Here is a 16,633-nt window from a genome sequence, read left to right on the forward strand (position 1 = left end):
CCGATCTTCGACGGGTAGCCGATCTGTATCTCACATGCTGCCAGGGCGTTCGGCGAATTGACGACTGGTCCTCCCGATTATCATTGTCGAACATCGATTTGATTCGGCGCCGGTGGACCGTGATCCGTGGATGGCTGGGATGCGTCGGGCGCAAGCCTCTCGAGTCTGGTGGACCGTGGACCTAGTATTCCCGCCATGGAAATTGGCCTGATCGCGAATCCGGCCGCGGGTAAGGGCCGGCACGCGCGGCTGCTACCTGCCGTTGAGGATCGGCTGCGCTCGGAGGGGTGCGCGGTCCATTTGCTGGCCGCTGGTACCAGGGCACAAGTAGTCGTTCAGGCTCAGGAGGCCGTCGCGTCTGGCTTTTCCGCCGTCGTGGCCATGGGTGGGGACGGGACCGTACACCTGGGGCTGCAGGCCGTGGCCGGGACGGGGGTGCCCTTCGGGATCGTGCCCGCCGGCACCGGCAACGACTTCGCGGCGCGGCTCGGACTGCCGCCGGACCCGCTCGACGCCGCCCGTGCGATCGCCGTCGCGCTGCGGGACGGCACGACCCGGGCGATCGACCTCGCGCACGTGGCCGGGGCGGACGGGACCGAGGCCTGGTTCGGGGCGGTGCTCGCGGCCGGGTTCGACGCGTTCGTCAACGAGCGGGCCAACCGGATGCGCTGGCCGCGGGGGCCGCAACGGTACAACCGGGCGATCCTGGAGGAACTGCTGGCGTTGCGTGCCCGACGGTACCGCATGGTGCTCGACGGCGCGCCCAGCGAGTTTGATTCGGTGCTCGTGGCGGTGGGGAACACGGAAAGCTACGGCGGGGGGTTCCGGATCGTCCCGGACGCCGATCCCACCGACGGGCTGCTCGACGTCGTCGTGGCCGAGCCCATCGGCCGGCTGACGCTGATGCGGATCCGGCCGAAGGTGTTCTCGGGGACGCATGTGCACGACCCGCGCGTGTCGACGTACCGCGCCAAGACCATCGAGTTGGCGGGAGAGGGCGTCACGGTGTACGCGGACGGCGAGCGCATCTGCCCGCTCCCGGTGACGATCACCTGCGTGCCGGGCGCGCTGTCCCTGCTGGCCTGACCGCCTTCATGCGTTGATCTTGCAGTTGTGGTGCCCGACAAACCCGGACACGTGCGGAGTGTCGCGGCACCATAACTGCAAGATCAACGCGGAGTGAGGGACGTCAGGCGGCGTTCTTGATGCGGATCTTGACGCCGTTGCCCGACGGCTCCGTCACGACGTCGGACTGGTCGACGCCGCTCGGCAGCGAGAAGCTCCGGGCGAACGAGCTGGAGCTCGACGAGCTCGACGAGAAGTGCACACCACCCTGGTCGTAGCTGCCCGAGGTGCTGCTGCCGCCCTGACCCCGGACGGTCAGGGTCCCGCCGGAGACCTGCACGTCGACGTTCGACGGGTCGACGCCGTCGACGGTGATGACCAGGTCGTCGCCGTCGGTGCTGGTCCGCACCGACGTGGAGTGCGCGTGCTGGGCGGCGTTGCTGACCTCGTTCTCGATGCGGGCCAGGGCGCTCGCGGGGTCCCAACGGCTCAAGGGCATGACGTACCTCCGGAAAATCGCTGTAGTGGTTCCTGCACTGTCACCCGAGGGAAGGGAACCGACAAGAACAGAGGCGGTGTTGCGACAGTGTTTCCCGGGGACGGTCGTTTCCACACCTGGCCCTACAGCAGCCGGAGCACGGCTCCCAGCCCGTGGACTTTGCCAGGTTCACTCTCCGGGAGGACAAGGACGCTGCATCCGGCCGCCGCCGCGCCCGCGTCCGCCGGGGTGTCGCCGACCATCAGTGTCCGTTCCGGGTCGACCCGCAGCGCGGCGCACGCCTTGTGGAAGATCGCCGGGTCGGGCTTGGTCCGGCCGATCTCGTAGGACAGCACGAACTCGTCGACGAGGTCGGCGAAGCCCAGCTCACCGGCGAGGTCGCGCAGGTCGAAGCCGATGTTGCTGACGACCGCCACCGGCACCCCGGCGGCCCGCAGCGCCCGCAGGGTGGGCAGCGTGTCGGCGTAGAGCTCCCAGCCGTCGGCGGCCAGCAGCCGGTCGTACAGGGCCGGGGCGAGGCCGGCGTCGACGGTGGCCGCCAGTCCTTCGTACGTGGCCCGGTGCGCGTGCTGGGAGAGGTCCCGGTCCGCCCACACCTCGGCCAGGTGCGGCGGCACCCGGTACGGCTTCGGCCCGCCGGCCCGCCCGGCCGTGGTGAGCCGGTCGGCGAGGACCGTCGCCTTGCCCCGGTCCAGCGTGTTGCCGAGGCTCTCGGCCGCCTTCGTCACCCATCGGACCGGGTCCTCCACCTGCGCGATCGTCCCGTGGAAGTCCAGGAGCACCGCCTCGATCGGTCGTCGGAAGGAGAGTGGCTCAACGCTTTCCGGCACGCCAGCACGATACCCATGAGCGGATCCGGGGATTCTTCGCCTAGCCTTGGGGGCGTGAGCGGTACCGACGAAGTGGACATCAGCCCAGCCGACCGGTACCAGGCGGCCCGCCTGCGGGCGGAGCAAGAGGCGCGGCACCCAGCACTGGCGGAGTTCGTCGAGGAGATCGACTTCACCCTCGACCCGTTCCAGGCCGAGGCGTGCGAGGCTCTCGAGCGCGGGACCGGTGTGCTGGTGTGCGCGCCGACCGGCGCCGGCAAGACCGTCGTCGGTGAGTTCGCCGTGCACCTGGCACTGCGTCAGGGCCGCAAGTGCTTCTACACCACGCCGATCAAGGCGCTGTCGAACCAGAAGTACAACGACCTCGTCGAGCGGCACGGCCCGGAGCGGGTCGGCCTGCTCACCGGCGACAACGCGATCAACGGTGACGCGCCCGTGGTGGTCATGACCACCGAGGTGCTGCGCAACATGCTGTACTCCGGCTCGTCCGCCCTCCAGGGACTGTCCTACGTCGTGATGGACGAGGTGCACTACCTCGCCGACCGGTTCCGCGGCGCGGTGTGGGAGGAGGTGATCATCCACCTGCCCGAGTCGGTGACGCTGGTGTCGCTGTCGGCCACGGTGTCGAACGCCGAGGAGTTCGCCGACTGGCTCGTCACCGTCCGCGGCGAGACGAGCGTGGTGGTCAGCGAGCACCGGCCCGTACCGCTGTGGCAGCACATGCTCGTCGGCAAGCGGATGTTCGACCTCTTCCACGACGCCGAGGCGGCGCAGAAGCACGACGTGCATCCCGAGCTGCTGCGCCACACCCGCGAGATGCTGCGCCGGCTGGAGAGCTCCGGCGACTTCCGCGGCCGCGGCCGGACCCGCCGGTTCGCCGGTCCCTACCGCCCGGAGATCGTGGAGCGGCTCGACAACGAGGCCCTGCTCCCGGCGATCCTGTTCATCTTCAGCCGCGCCGGCTGTGACGCCGCCGTCCAGCAGTGCCTCGCGGCCGGGCTACGCCTCACCGGGCCCGACGAGCGGGCCGAGATCCGCGCCGTCGTCGAGTCGCGCACCAAGCACATCCCGGCCGAGGACCTCCAGGTGCTCGGGTACTGGGAGTGGCTCGACGGCCTCGAGCGGGGCCTCGCCGCGCACCACGCGGGCATGCTGCCGGCCTTCAAGGAGGTCGTCGAGGAGCTGTTCGTCCGGGGCCTGGTGAAGGCGGTCTTCGCGACCGAGACCCTCGCCCTGGGCATCAACATGCCGGCCCGTTGCGTGGTGCTGGAGCGGCTCGTCAAGTTCAACGGCGAGGCGCACGTCGACCTGACCCCGGGGGAGTACACGCAGCTGACCGGCCGTGCCGGCCGCCGCGGCATCGACGTCGAGGGCCACGCCGTGGTCGTCTGGCAGCCCGAGGTCGACCCCCGCCACGTCGCCGGGCTCGCCTCCACCCGCACGTATCCGCTGAAGTCCAGCTTCCGCCCGTCGTACAACATGGCGGTCAACCTCGTCGGCAGCGTCGGCACCGCGGCGGCGCGGGAGCTGCTGGAGAGCTCCTTCGCCCAGTTCCAGGCCGACCGCTCGGTCGTCGGCCTCGCCCGGCAGGTGCAGCGCAACCTCGACACCATGGCGACCTACAGCCGGGAGATGGCCTGCCATCTCGGGGATTTCGAGGAGTACTTCGGGATCCGCGTCTCGATCGCCGAGCGCGAACGGGCGATCGCCCGGCAGGGCGCGCAGCAGCGGCGGGCGGCGGCCATGGAGTCCCTGGAGAAGCTGCGGCCCGGCGACGTCATCCGGGTGCCCGCCGGGCGCCGCTCCGGCCTCGCCATCGTCATCGACCCGGGCACCAGCGGCCGCGGCTTCGGCGAGCCCCGGCCCCTGGTGCTCACCGAGGACCGCTGGGCCGGGCGCATCTCCGCCGGCGACTTCACCAGCCCCGCCGAGCCCCTCGGGCGGGTGCGGGTGCCGAAGCAGTTCAACTACCGCTCCGCGCAGGACCGGCGTGACCTCGCCGCGCAGCTGCACCGGCTCGACCTCGACCCGGCCGCGCGGCAGTCGGACCGGGGCCCGCGGGGCCGGTCCCGCAACGTCGCCGCGGCCGACGACCACGAGCTCGAGATGCTGCGCTCCGCGCTGCGCCGCCACCCCTGCCACCGCTGCCCGGACCGGGAGGAGCACGCCCGCTGGGCCGAGCGGCGCCACCGCCTGGAGCGCGACACGGAGGCCCTGCGGGGCAAGGTGGCCAGCCGGACGGGGTCCCTCGCCCGTACCTTCGACCGGGTCTGCGGCCTGCTCACCGACCGCGGCTACCTGACGCCCGAGGGCACCGTCACCGACGCCGGCCGGACGCTCGCCCGCATCTGGAGCGAGACCGACCTCCTCGTCGCCGAGTGCCTGCGCCGCGGGGTGTGGGACAAGCTCGGCCCCGCCGAGCTCGCCGCCGCCGTGAGCGTGCTGGTGTACGAGGCGCGCCGCGAGGCCGAGGACCGCGCGTCCATCCCGCGCGGCGACGTCTCCGACGCCGTCGACGCGACGCTCAAGCTGTGGGCCGATCTCCGCGACGACGAGGACTCGCGGGGCCTGCAGCTGACCCGGGAGCTCGACCTCGGGTTCGTGTGGCCGGTGTACCGGTGGGCGCGCGGCGAGTCGCTGACCAAGGTGCTCGGCAGCGTGCACGGCATCGACGGCGACATGCCGGCCGGTGACTTCGTGCGCTGGTCCCGCCAGGTGCTCGACCTGCTGGACCAGCTCACCGGCGCGACCGGCGCGACCGAGCCGGTCCGCCGCACCGCACGGCAGGCGATGACGGCGATGACACGTGGCGTGCTGGCATATAGCGTGATGGTCTGATCACTGAGCGAGTTTTCATCGAACGGGATTAGGCGAATGTCGTTCGGATCCGCAATGATGCTCATCGCCGGTTGATGCCGGCCGTGCTGCCGTCGGCGTGGGAGGGCATTCGTGGGCCAGTTGCACCATTTCACGTATGGCGCGATCACTCCGATTTTCGCCTTCGCGATGTCCTTTCTCGGCTGCCTTCTCGGTCTCGTCAGCACGGCGCGAGCCCGGGCCTCGACCGACACCCGGCGCCGCGCCTGGCTGCTCGTGCTCGCCGCGTGGGCGATCGGCGGCACCGGCATCTGGGTCATGCACTTCATGGCCATGGTCGGCTTCAGCGTCAGCGGCTCGCCGTTGCGGTATGACGTGCCCATCACGATCGCCAGCTTCTTCATCGCGGTCGTGACCGTCGGTGTCGGCCTGTTCATCGTCGGCCTCGGCAAGCGGTCCATGTGGAAGGTGCTCGTCGGCGGCCCGATCACCGGCGTGTCCGTCGCCTTCATGCACTACACGGGCATGGCCGCGATGCGGATCAACGGCTCGTTCGAATACGACACCACCCTCTACCTGACGTCATACGCGATCGCCGTGGTCGCCGCGACGGTGGCGCTGTGGTTCACCGTGGTGGTCCGCGGCATCCCGGCGACGATCGCCGCCGCGGCCGTCATGGGCGTCGCCGTCTGCGGCATGCACTACACCGGCATGGCGGCCATGCATGTCCACCTGGCGGACACGCTCGACACGGTCCCCGGCGTCGACGTCAACTGGTTCCTGGCCCCGATCGTGCTGTTCGTCCTGGTCGTGGTGATCGCCCTGGCCAGCGCGGTGATGGCGGTGCCGTCGGAGCGCGAGCAGGCCGAGGCCGACGCGGTCCGCGCCAAGATCGCCGCCGGTCAGGTCCTGCAGTCGGGCGGCCCGGTCTTCGGCGGCTCGACCGCCACGTCCGGCAGCCTCGCCGGCGACAACTCCACCAGCGGCAACGCCACCCTCCCACCGCACCCCAACGGCGGCGGCAAGGCCGCTCAAGCGTTCGCGGCTCGCGCCGCAAACGGCATCGCCGACGCCCGCCGCCAGCGCGGCCGCTGACCCCCACGCGCTTTCCCGCCACGGCTGGGGCACCGGACCTCGAGGCCTTGCTCAACGCCTGCCCCGGAGCGCCCTGGTTCCTCGGTGCGACTTGGCTGGTCGGGTCGGAGCGTCTGGCGCCTGGCCGGCAGACTCGCGGAGTCGAGGTCGGGGTCGGGCTGGGTGGAGTAGTGCCTGGCAGGCAGAGTCGTGGGGTCGAGGTCAGGCCGAGCGGAGTGGCGCTCGACTGGAGGGCCGGGTCTGTGTCGACATTCCGGACATCTTGGTGCATTGACACAAGACGATGGACATGCTGTTTCATGATCCCGAAGACTTGAGGCAGTCTGGGCAGCCAAAAGTCTTCGGGATCATGAAAAAGTTGGTCCAACGGGTTCGACTAGAGTCGATGGAGTCCCGCTATTTGGTCGCACCGGCAGTTGTGAGGGCTTTCGAGGAGAGCGTCGGCGACCATGCCCTCGACTTGCCTGTGCGACTCGTCCGCTTTGCGTGGTATGCGTCGGCCGAGGCGAGCGCTCCCGGTCGAGTCGATCAAGAAGGTCGAGCGGGGCGGGGGCGGGTCGGCGTGTCGTACGAGAGAAGAGCAGAAGTTGCGAGTCGACCGACATGTCCGTATAAGGTCGGTAAGACAGGTGAATTGGCCTACCCGGCGCGGTGGCCAGGGCCGAGCGTCGCGGGGCACCCGTGATGTCCGACCCTGGGGGAGCGGGGAGGAGATACTGAGCACGTGACCGAAGCCCGGCCCCGGCCCAAGATGCGCACTGTCGGCGGGACGCTCGAGGACTTTGAGCGGGACCTCATCAGCAACCTGTACTACCAGCGTGGCACGACCCTCGAGTCTGCCAGCGGGCCCGACGCCTACCACACCCTCGCGGTCACCGTGCGGGACCGGCTCGTCGACCGGTATGCCCGCACCGCCGCCGCGCACTACGCCGCCAACCCGCGGTTCGTGTACTACCTGTCCGCCGAGTATCTGCTGGGGCGGCAGCTGCGGCAGAACCTCCTCTACACGGGCGCCGAGCAGTGGCTGCGGCCGGTCGCCGAGGACCTCGGGGCACCGCTGGAGGAGCTCGAGGCGTACGACGTCGAGCCCGGCCTCGGCAACGGGGGCCTGGGACGGCTGGCGGCGTGCCTGCTCGACTCGATGGCGACGCTCGACATCCCCGCCGTCGGCTACGGCATCAGGTACGAGTTCGGCATCTTCAAGCAGGCGTTCCGCGACGGCGCGCAGGTCGAGCGGCCCGACGACTGGACGTTCTACGGCAACCCCTGGGAGTTCCCGGCGCCGGACGACCGGCAGGTCGTCGGCTTCTACGGCACCACCGCCCGGGCGCTCGACGACCCCACCGGGCTGCGCCGGCAGTGGACGCCCGGCGAGACCGTCCGCGGCGAGCCCAGCCACATGCTCGTCCCGGGGTTCGGGACGCAGACGGTCAACATGATCCGGCTGTGGCGGGCCCGTGCGAGCCGCGAGTCGTTCGACCTGAGCCGCTTCAGCGCCGGGCAGTACAAGGAGGCCGTCGAGGACATCGTGCGGGCCGAGAACATCAGCAAGGTGCTGTACCCCGACGACAGCACCGAGCAGGGCCGCGAGCTGCGCCTGAAGCAGCAGTACTTCCTCGTCGCCTGTTCGCTGCGGGACATCATCCGCCGCTACCGGCTGCGCAACACCGGCTGGGACGGGTTCCCGGCGAAGGTTGTCATCCAGCTCAACGACACCCACCCGGTCATGGCGATCACCGAGCTGATGCGGCTGCTCGTCGACGTGTACCGGGTCGACTGGGACCTGGCCTGGTCGATCACCCGCCGCACGTTCAACTACACGTGCCACACGCTGCTGCCGGAGGCCCTGGAGACCTGGCCGGTCGCGCTGCTGGAGCGACTCCTGCCCCGGCACATGGAGATCATCTACTCGATCAACCACTTCTTCCTGCAGGAGGTCGCGGCGACGTACCCCGGCGACGTCGACAAGCTGCGCCGGCTTTCGATCATCGAGGAGGGGTCGGAGCGGCGGGTCCGGATGGCGCACCTCGCGGTCGTCGGCAGCACCGCGGTCAACGGCGTCGCCGAGCTGCACACGAGGCTGCTCACCGCGACGACGCTACGCGACTTCGCCGAGCTGTGGCCGTACAAGTTCCACAACGTCACCAACGGCGTCACCCCGCGCCGGTTCATCCGGCTCGCCAACCCGCGGCTGTCGGCGCTCATCACCGACCGGCTCGGCGACGAGGGCTGGCTCACGGACCTCGAGCGCCTGGAGCGGCTCGGTGACGCGGTCGACGACCCGGAGTTCCTGACGCGGTGGCGGGAGGTGAAGCGGCAGAACAAGGTCGACCTCGCGCGGCACGTGGAGCGGTCGACCGGCGTCGTCATCGATCCCGAGGCGCTGTGCGACGTGATGATCAAGCGGTTCCACGAGTACAAGCGGCAGCATCTCAAGCTGCTCCACGTGATCACGCTGTTCAACCGGATCCGCGAGAACCCCGACCTCGACGTCGTGCCGCGCACCGTGCTCTTCGGTGGCAAGGCGGCACCCGGCTACCACGCGATGAAGCTGCTGATCCACCTGGTCAACGCGGTCGCCGAGGCCGTCGACACCGACCCGGTGGTCTCGCGGCGGCTCAAGGTCGTGCTGCTGCCCGACTACAACGTCACCAAGGCGCAGTTCATCATCCCGGCGGCCGACCTGTCCGAGCAGATCTCCCTCGCCGGCAAGGAGGCGTCCGGTACGGGCAACATGAAGCTCGCCCTCAACGGCGCGGTCACGATCGGCACGCTCGACGGCGCGAACATCGAGATCCGCGACCGGGTCGGCGCGGAGAACTTCTTCCTGTTCGGGCTCAACACCGCCGACGCGGCCGACCTGCGCCGCCACTACCGGCCGCGGGCGTTCTACGAGCAGGACCCCGAGCTGCGCGCGGCTGTGGACGCGATCGCCTCCGGCGTTTTCGCCAAGGGCGACCGCGCCCTCTTCGCGCCGGTCGTCGACGCGATGCTCGGCCGTGACGAGTACCTGGCCCTGGCCGACTACCGCTCCTACGTCGACTGCCAGGAGGCGGTCGCCGAGGCGTGGCGCGACCAGGAACGCTGGACCCGCATGTCGGTGCTCAACTCGGCCCGGAGCGGCTTCTTCTCCTCCGACCGCACCGTCCGCGACTACTGCGACCTGATCTGGCGGGTCGAACCGGTCCGCGTGTCGCCGGCCTAACACCACCCGCGGTCGGGAGGTCAGCGGCGCCGGGCCCGCAGCACGGCGTCGTGGACCGTGACCTGCTGCCCGGTCTCCGGGTGGGCCACGGTCCGCGGGCGGGCCTCGGCGGCCTGCACCTCCCACTCGTCGGGCTTGAGCAAGGCGGCGATCTCCTCGCCGGTGAAGAACAGCTCCGGGACGTCCGGGCGGGGGACCACGCCCACGTCGGACGGGTGGTGGCCGCCGATCAGCAGCGTCCCGCCGGGCGCGACCGCGTCCGCGAGTCGCGCGAACAGCGCCTCCCGCAGCCCGGTCGGCACGTGGACGAACTGGGCGGAGACCAGGTCGTACCGGCGGGGCTCCGGCGTCCACGACAGCGCGTCGGCGCGCACCCACGTGGTCCGTGCGGCCACGTCGTCGCCGGCGGCGGCCGCGTGCGCGGCGGCGCGGTCGAGCGCGGTGGGGGAGATGTCGGCGCCGGTGACCCGCCAGCCGCGCTGCGCCAGCCAGATCGCGTCCGCGCCCTCGCCGCAGCCGACGTCGAGGGCCTCGCCGGGCGTGAGGTCCTCGACGTCGGTGACGAGGTGCGGGTTCGGCCGGCCGCTCCACAACGCGGGCCGGCTGGCGTAGCGGTCCTCCCAGTACGCCTCGGTGAACATCTCGGCGACGTGGGGCGCGATCCCCTTCCGGGCGGCCACCGCGGCCCGGGTCTCCTCGGCGATCAGGTCCGCGTTGATCGCGCCGGCCGCGGTCAGCCCCGCGGCGGCGGACGCGATGACCTGGCCGAATGGGTCGGCGACGTTCCCGGCCACGTACACGCCGGGCACGGCGGTCGCGCCGGTCGGCTCGGCCGGCACGTACGTGCCGACGACGGCGTCACCGACCCGCCGCTCGGCGGTCTCCAGCCCGAGCGGGCCGAGCAGGTCCGCGCGGGCCCGCAGCCTCGTCTGCACCACCACCGCGTCGCGCGGAACGAGCGTGCCGTCGGCCAGGCGCACCCCGGTCAGCCGGTCGGCGTCGGCCTCGACGCCGGTGACCTCGCCGGTCACCACCGCGATCCCGCGGGCGGCCAGCTCCTCCCAGGTGTCGTCGGGCAGGTCACCGAGGGTGTGCAGGAACAGCGTCACGTCGGCGCTCCACTGCCGCCACTGCTGCACCGCGTGCACGGCCATGGGGCCGGTGGCGATGACACCGATCGCCCGGTCCCGCACCTCCCAGCCGTGGCAGTACGGGCAGTGCAGCACGTCGTGGCCCCAGCGCCCGGCCAGGCCGGGGATGTCCGGCAGCTCGTCGGTCAGCCCGGTCGTCACCAGCAGGCGGCGCGCGTGGACGTGCCGCCCGTCGGCGAGTGCGACGCCGAAGACGCCGGCGCCACGGGTCAGGTGCGTCACGGTGCCGGTGACGACCTCGGCGCCGTACGACTCGATCTCCCGCCGGCCGATCGCCAGCAGCTCGGCCGGGGGCGTGCCCTCGCGGCCCAGGTAGTTGTGCACGTGCCCGGCCGGGGCGTTGCGCTGCTCGCCCGCGTCCACCACCAGCACGGACCGGCGGGCCCGGCTCAGCGCCAGTGCCCCGCTCAAGCCGGCCGCGCCGCCGCCGATGATCACCACGTCGTATCGCTCGCTCATGCTCCCGTTCATGCTCCGGACTGTGCCTCCGCCTCGCCAGCCCGACAAGAATCCTTGCCGTTTTGGCAAACTGGAGCGGTGAGCGACGACCTTGACACCGTCCTGCGGAACGTCGGGCCCCGGCTGCGCCGGCTGCGGCAGCAGCGCGGCACCACCCTGACCGACCTGTCTTCGGCCACCGGGATCTCCGTCAGCACGCTCTCCCGGCTGGAGTCCGGGCAGCGGCGGCCGACGCTGGAGCTGCTGCTGCCGCTGGCCCGCGCCCACCAGGTGCCGCTGGACGAGCTCGTGGACGCCCCCGCGACCGGCGACCCGCGCGTGCACGCCCGGCCGATCGTGCGCAACGGCGTCACGTTCGTGCCGCTGACCCGCCGGCCCGGCGGCCTGCAGGCGTTCAAGCAGATCCTGCCGCCCCGCTACAAACACGGCCACGCACAGCAGAGCCACGAGGGGTACGAGTGGCTCTATGTGCTGTCCGGGCGGGTGCGGCTCCTGCTGGGTGAGCACGACATCGTGCTCACCGCGGGGGAGGTCGCCGAGTTCGACACCCACGTGCCGCACGCGATCAGCAACCCGGACGACGTGCCGGCCGAGGTGCTGAACCTCTTCGGCCCGCAGGGCGAGCGGGTCCACGTCCGGGCCCGCCCGGCCGCGAAGGACGCTAAGGACGCGTAGGGCTAGCGGGCCAGGGTGTCGACGATCCGCTTGGCCGCGCCGGCGAGGCCCCACCGCTGGGCCAGCTCCATGAGCCGGTCGCCGTCGGCGGGGGCCGTGGGCAGCTTGGTCTCCAGCGGCCCGATCGGCACCGTCCGCGACACGGCCACCACGTCGCGGGCCTTCTCCAGGTAGTCGCGGCCGGCGACGATCTTCGCCCGCAGTCCGGGCGCGAAGCCGGCCGCCGGGTCGTCCAGCGCGGCGAGGATGCCGTCGAGGCCGCCGTAGCGGTCGACGAGCCGGGCGGCGGTCTTCTCGCCGACGCCGGCCACGCCGGGCAGGCCGTCGCTGGGGTCGCCGCGCAGGGTGGCGAAGTCGGCGTATCCGGCCGCCGGCACCCCGTATTTCGCGTGCAGCGCCGCGTCGTCGAGGACCTCGAGCTTCGCGACGCCGCGCCCGCAGTACAGCACCCGCACGTCCCGGGCGTCGTCGATGACCTGGAAGAGGTCCCGGTCGCCGGTGGCCACCTCGACCGGGCCCGGCTCGCGGGCGGCGAGGGTGCCGATGACGTCGTCGGCCTCGTGGTCGGGCGCGCCGACCGCGGTGATGCCGAGGGCCGCGAGGAAGTCGAGGATGATCGGCACCTGCGCCTCGAGGGCGTCGGGGACGTCCTCGCCGCCGGCCGGGGTGAGCCGGTGCGCCTTGTAGGACGGCAGCAGCGCCACCCGCCACGCCGGGCGCCAGCTCTCGTCGAGGGTGCAGACCAGGCGGTCCGGGTTGCGGCCCCGGATGAGCGTCGAGAGCATGTCCAGGAAGCCCCGCACAGCGTTGACCGGGGTGCCGTCGGGTGCCTTGGCGGCGGACTCCGGCACGCCGAAGTAGGCGCGGAAGTACAGGCTGGCGGAGTCGATCAGCAGCAGAGGTCGGGCGTCCACCGGGCCAGACTACTCAGTCCTGCCCCCGGGCCGGTCGACGCCTGCGGCGCGTGACCTCACCGCAACATGTGGACGCGGGTCGTGGTGCCGGTCATGCTGGTGTGCCGCTGCACCAGATCGGCGAGGAAATGCACCATCACCAGGCCGTTGCCGCGCCGCAGCGGCGGGCGCAGGCGGCCGGCCATGACGTCGGTGATCTGGCCGAAGTCGCGGACCTCGCAGACGACCCGCTCCTGGTTGCACCAGGTGCGCAGGGTGCCGGAGCCGCCGCCGTGGACGATGCTGTTGGTCGCGAGCTCGTTGACCGCGCCCACCAGGTCGCCGACCCGGTCCGGCGCCAGTCCGGCGTCGAGCGCGACCTCGGCGACCGCGCGGCGCGCGCGCACCAGATCGGCCAGCTCGAACCGCAGCGTGGTCGCCCCGCAGGGCGGCTCGGGCAGCGGCACGTTGTAGGCGTCGGTGATGCCGAAGGGGTCGTACGTGCTGCTGGTGGCCCGGCCCTCCGTGCCGGCCATGACCGGGTGCGTGGCGTAGGAGTCGCGGATGCGCTGCTTGTCGAGCCGGGCCGTGTCGTACGGGCAGAGGATCGTCGCCTCCCGCCCGGCGAACGCCACGTTGATCATCGCCTCGTGCTGGACGCACGCCGGATACTCGTCCGTGGTGCGCGTCGGCCAGATCGGCTCGCCGATGATCCGCACCCGCCGGCCGGGGTGGTCGTCCATGAACCTGCTGAGCACCCACGGGATGATCCGGCCCGGGTTGCGCCCGGCCCTGGTCATGTCGCGGAAGAGCACCGCGTCGGCGGCCGGGCCGAGCCGCTCCCGCAGCAGCGCCACGTTGTCGGGTGACGCGGCGACCATCATCGGCTCGTCGAGCCCGATCCCGTCGTAGATGAACCGCAGCGCGCCGTCGAGGTATTCGGCCGAGTTGTGGTACAGCATCGCCTCATGGACGAACGGGTCACTGCCCCGTTCGTGCCCCGGGCCGTGCTTCGACGCGTTGGTGGCGGTCATTGAGATGCGCTGCTCATCCCGATGTGGAAGTGGCTGTCGCCCTGCCCATGCTCCCTGCCCTTGCTCAAGGTCCACAGCCAGATTACGTCACCGGATCGCTCTGATACCTACCCGTCGGTACGGGTCCGGCGGACTCCCTCCCGGATCCGAACGTTCGTTAAGCTTGAGTTCGTGTCCCACGAGGATCTCCACCCCCCGTCCCGGCTGGCCGACGCCCGCCGCGCCATGACCGAAGCGGGCCTCGACGCCCTGCTCATCCCCCCGAGCGCCGACCTGCAATACCTGACCGGTTACGACGCGCACGCCCTGGAGCGGCTCACCCTGCTCGTCCTGCCCGCCGAGGGCGAGGCCACCCTCATCGTCCCACGCCTCGAGCGGCCCGCCGCCGAGGCGTCACCCGCCTCCGGCATGGGTGTCAAGCTCGTCGACCACGAGGACGGCACCGACCCGTACCAGCTGCTGCGCACCGTCCTCACCGGGCCGGTCCGCACCGTCGGCCTCGGCAACCGCATGTGGGCCGAGCAGGTCCTCGCGCTGCGCGCCGCGCTGCCCGGTGCCGAGCAGCGCCTCGCCGGTGCCGTGCTCGCCGGGCTGCGGCTGCGCAAGTCGCCGGCCGAGGTCGAGGCCCTCCGCCGGGCCGGCCGGGCCATCGACGCCGTGCACGCCCACATGGCCGAGTGGCTGCGCCCCGGCCGCACCGAGGCCATGGTCGCCGCCGACATCGCCGCCGCGATCCGCGCCGCCGGCCACGCCACCGTCGAGTTCACCATCGTCGCCGCCGGTCCCAACGCCGCCAGTCCCCACCACGGCGTCTCCGACCGGGTGATCCGCCCCGGCGAGCCGGTCGTCGTCGACATCGGCGGCCGGATGCCCGACGGCTACTGCTCCGACTCGACCCGCACCTACTGCGTCGGCGAGCCGCCCGACGACTTCCTCGCCTACTACAACGTCCTGCAGGAGGCGCAGCGCGCCGCGGTCGCCGCCGTCCGCCCCGGCGTCACCGCCGAGGCCGTCGACGCCGCCGCCCGTGACCTGATCACCGCCGCCGGCTACGGCGACGCGTTCCTGCACCGCACCGGACACGGCATCGGCCTCGACGGCCATGAGGATCCCTACATCGTCGCCGGCAACAGCACGCCCCTGGAGCCCGGCATGGCCTTCTCCGTCGAGCCCGGCGTCTACCTCGCCGGCCGGCACGGCGCCCGCATCGAGGACATCGTCGTCTGCACCGCCGACGGCGTCGACCGGCTCAACACCATCGACACCGGGCTGGTGGTTCTGTGAGCGTCGAGCGTCCGTTCCTGCCCGAAGAGGGCCGGGAGCTCATCGGCCTCGTCCGCGAGATCGCCGACGGCGAGCTGGCGCCGCGCGTCGCCGAGTTCGAGGCCGAGGGCCGGTTCCCGCGCGACCTCTTCCGGCTCCTCGGCCGGGCCGGGCTGCTCGGCCTGCCCTACCCCGAGGAGTTCGGCGGCGGCGCCCAGCCTTACGAGGTGTACCTCCAGGTCCTCGAGGAACTGGCCGCCCGCTGGCTCGCCGTCGCCGAGGGCGTGTCCGTGCACACCCTCTCCTGCTACCCGGTCGCCGCGTACGGCACCGGGACCCAGCGCAAGCGGCACCTGCCCGACATGCTCGGCGGCGAGCTGCTCGGCGCCTACTGCCTGTCCGAACCGCAGAGCGGCTCCGACGCCGCGTCCCTGACCACGAGGGCCGTCGCCGACGACGACGGCTGGCGGGTCAGCGGCACCAAGGCGTGGATCACGCACGCCGGGCAGGCCGACTTCTACAACGTCTTCTGCCGCACCGGCGGACCCGGCACGTCCGGCATCTCCTGCCTGCTGCTCGACGCCGGCACCCCGGGCCTCCAGCCGCAGGCGCCGGAGCGGACCATGGGCCTGCGTTCCTCGACGGTGGCCCAGATCGTCCTCGACGGCGCCCACGCCCCCGCCGACCGGCTCGTCGGCGACGAGGGTGGCGGCTTCCGCATCGCGTTGAGCGCCCTCGACGGCGGCCGGCTCGGCATCGCCGCCTGCGCCGTCGGCCTCGCCCAGGCCGCGCTCGACTACGCCGTCGCCTACGCGCGGGAGCGGCAGCAGTTCGGCCGCCCGATCCTCGAGTTCCAGGGCCTCGGCTTCATGCTCGCCGACATGGCCACCCAGATCGCCGCCGCCCGCTCGCTCTACCTGGCCGCGGCCCGGATGCGCGACGCCGGCCTGCCGCACAGCGCGGAGGCCGCCAAGGCCAAACTGTTCTGCACCGACACCGCGATGCGGGTCACCACCGACGCGGTGCAGGTCCTCGGCGGCGCCGGCTACGTCACCGACCACCCCGTCGAGCGGTACATGCGCGAGGCCAAGGTGCTGCAGATCTTCGAGGGCACCAACCAGATCCAGCGGCTGGTGATCTCCAGGTCGCTGTGACACGTTGCGCAGGGCGATAAGGTTCCACCGTGGAAGAGACCGATCGAGCGATCGTGGCGGCACTGGCCGCCGACGGCCGCCTGTCCTACACCGACCTGGCCGAGCGGGTCGGGCTGTCGGTGTCGGCGGTGCACCAGCGGGTGCGCCGCCTCGAACAGCGCGGCGTCATCAAGGGCTACACGGCCAGCATCGACCATGACGCGCTCGGCCTGTCACTCACCGCGTTCGTCGCGATCCGGCCGCTCGACCCGTCGCAGCCCGACGACGCCCCCGACCGGCTCGCCAAGCTGCCGCAGATCGAGTCGTGCTACTCGGTGGCCGGCGAGGACTTCTACATGCTGCTCGTCCGGGTCGAGAACCCGCTCGCCCTGGAGCGGCTGCTGCAGGAGATCCGCTCGGCGGCCAACGTGACGACACGGACCACGGTGGTGCTGTCCACGCCCTACGAGAACCGCCCCAACGTGAAACTGCCCGACAAACTCGCCTAGGCCCT

Annotated in this window: 13 protein-coding genes; 8 read left to right on the plus strand and 5 right to left on the minus strand. The window is 71.8% G+C overall.

The window, feature by feature from the left end; translation table 11 throughout:
- The first annotated feature begins 195 nt into the window (after positions 1 to 195).
- Positions 196 to 1,086 carry a diacylglycerol kinase gene (locus Dfulv_RS17905; RefSeq protein ID WP_259867728.1) on the plus strand — a complete coding sequence of 297 codons (891 nt, stop codon included), beginning with the start codon at positions 196 to 198 and terminating at the stop codon, positions 1,084 to 1,086.
- A gap of 103 nt (positions 1,087 to 1,189) precedes the next feature.
- Here Dfulv_RS17905 and Dfulv_RS17910 read toward each other — a convergent pair whose 3' ends face one another.
- Both Dfulv_RS17910 and Dfulv_RS17915 read right to left on the minus strand, forming a co-directional pair.
- Positions 1,190 to 1,564, minus strand: a complete 375-nt coding sequence (locus Dfulv_RS17910) for an Hsp20 family protein (protein ID WP_259864563.1) — start codon at positions 1,562 to 1,564, stop codon at positions 1,190 to 1,192.
- 122 nt (positions 1,565 to 1,686) lie between these two features.
- Entirely contained in the window at positions 1,687 to 2,427 is a 741-nt protein-coding gene (locus Dfulv_RS17915; protein ID WP_406568021.1) for an HAD family hydrolase, read from the minus strand.
- Positions 2,428 to 2,448: 21 nt separating this feature from the next.
- Between Dfulv_RS17915 and Dfulv_RS17920 the strand changes: the two genes are divergently transcribed.
- The 3 genes from Dfulv_RS17920 (at position 2,449) to Dfulv_RS17930 (ending at position 9,511) form a co-directional block, all read left to right on the plus strand.
- Positions 2,449 to 5,232 (plus strand): DEAD/DEAH box helicase, encoded by a 2,784-nt coding sequence (locus tag Dfulv_RS17920; protein WP_259864571.1) that lies wholly within the window; start codon positions 2,449 to 2,451, stop codon positions 5,230 to 5,232.
- Positions 5,233 to 5,343: 111 nt separating this feature from the next.
- Positions 5,344 to 6,306: an MHYT domain-containing protein gene (locus Dfulv_RS17925; protein ID WP_259864578.1), complete on the plus strand. Its 963-nt coding sequence runs from the start codon at positions 5,344 to 5,346 to the stop codon at positions 6,304 to 6,306.
- A 724-nt stretch (positions 6,307 to 7,030) separates the two neighbouring features.
- Positions 7,031 to 9,511 (plus strand): glycogen/starch/alpha-glucan phosphorylase, encoded by a 2,481-nt coding sequence (locus Dfulv_RS17930; protein WP_259864580.1) that lies wholly within the window; start codon positions 7,031 to 7,033, stop codon positions 9,509 to 9,511.
- A gap of 20 nt (positions 9,512 to 9,531) precedes the next feature.
- Here Dfulv_RS17930 and Dfulv_RS17935 read toward each other — a convergent pair whose 3' ends face one another.
- Complete coding sequence (locus tag Dfulv_RS17935) at positions 9,532 to 11,133, minus strand: FAD-dependent oxidoreductase (RefSeq protein ID WP_259864582.1); 1,602 nt, start codon at positions 11,131 to 11,133, stop codon at positions 9,532 to 9,534.
- A 66-nt stretch (positions 11,134 to 11,199) separates the two neighbouring features.
- On the opposite strand from Dfulv_RS17935, the gene Dfulv_RS17940 reads away from it, so the two are divergent.
- A complete protein-coding gene (locus Dfulv_RS17940) occupies positions 11,200 to 11,796 on the plus strand; it encodes a helix-turn-helix domain-containing protein (RefSeq protein WP_259864589.1) in 597 nt (198 codons plus the stop codon).
- Positions 11,797 to 11,798: 2 nt separating this feature from the next.
- Here the strand turns inward: Dfulv_RS17940 and Dfulv_RS17945 are convergent, their stop codons facing one another.
- Both Dfulv_RS17945 and Dfulv_RS17950 read right to left on the minus strand, forming a co-directional pair.
- Positions 11,799 to 12,710: a 5'-3' exonuclease gene (locus tag Dfulv_RS17945; protein ID WP_259864592.1), complete on the minus strand. Its 912-nt coding sequence runs from the start codon at positions 12,708 to 12,710 to the stop codon at positions 11,799 to 11,801.
- A 56-nt stretch (positions 12,711 to 12,766) separates the two neighbouring features.
- Entirely contained in the window at positions 12,767 to 13,723 is a 957-nt protein-coding gene (locus tag Dfulv_RS17950; RefSeq protein WP_259864601.1) for a sensor histidine kinase, read from the minus strand.
- Between the two features lie 225 nt (positions 13,724 to 13,948).
- Between Dfulv_RS17950 and Dfulv_RS17955 the strand changes: the two genes are divergently transcribed.
- The 3 genes from Dfulv_RS17955 to Dfulv_RS17965 are packed head-to-tail and all read left to right on the plus strand — an operon-like array spanning position 13,949 to position 16,628.
- Complete coding sequence (locus Dfulv_RS17955) at positions 13,949 to 15,007, plus strand: M24 family metallopeptidase (RefSeq protein WP_259867734.1); 1,059 nt, start codon at positions 13,949 to 13,951, stop codon at positions 15,005 to 15,007.
- Positions 15,004 to 16,140, plus strand: a complete 1,137-nt coding sequence (locus Dfulv_RS17960; protein ID WP_259864608.1) for an acyl-CoA dehydrogenase family protein — start codon at positions 15,004 to 15,006, stop codon at positions 16,138 to 16,140. Before Dfulv_RS17955 ends, Dfulv_RS17960 begins: the two co-directional genes overlap by 4 nt.
- 29 nt (positions 16,141 to 16,169) lie before the next feature.
- Positions 16,170 to 16,628 carry an Lrp/AsnC family transcriptional regulator gene (locus tag Dfulv_RS17965; protein ID WP_259864610.1) on the plus strand — a complete coding sequence of 153 codons (459 nt, stop codon included), beginning with the start codon at positions 16,170 to 16,172 and terminating at the stop codon, positions 16,626 to 16,628.
- Positions 16,629 to 16,633 lie beyond the last annotated feature (5 nt).

It is taken from the genome of Dactylosporangium fulvum (assembly GCF_025137375.1).
In the GTDB taxonomy this organism is placed as follows: Bacteria; Actinomycetota; Actinomycetes; order Mycobacteriales; family Micromonosporaceae; genus Dactylosporangium; species Dactylosporangium fulvum.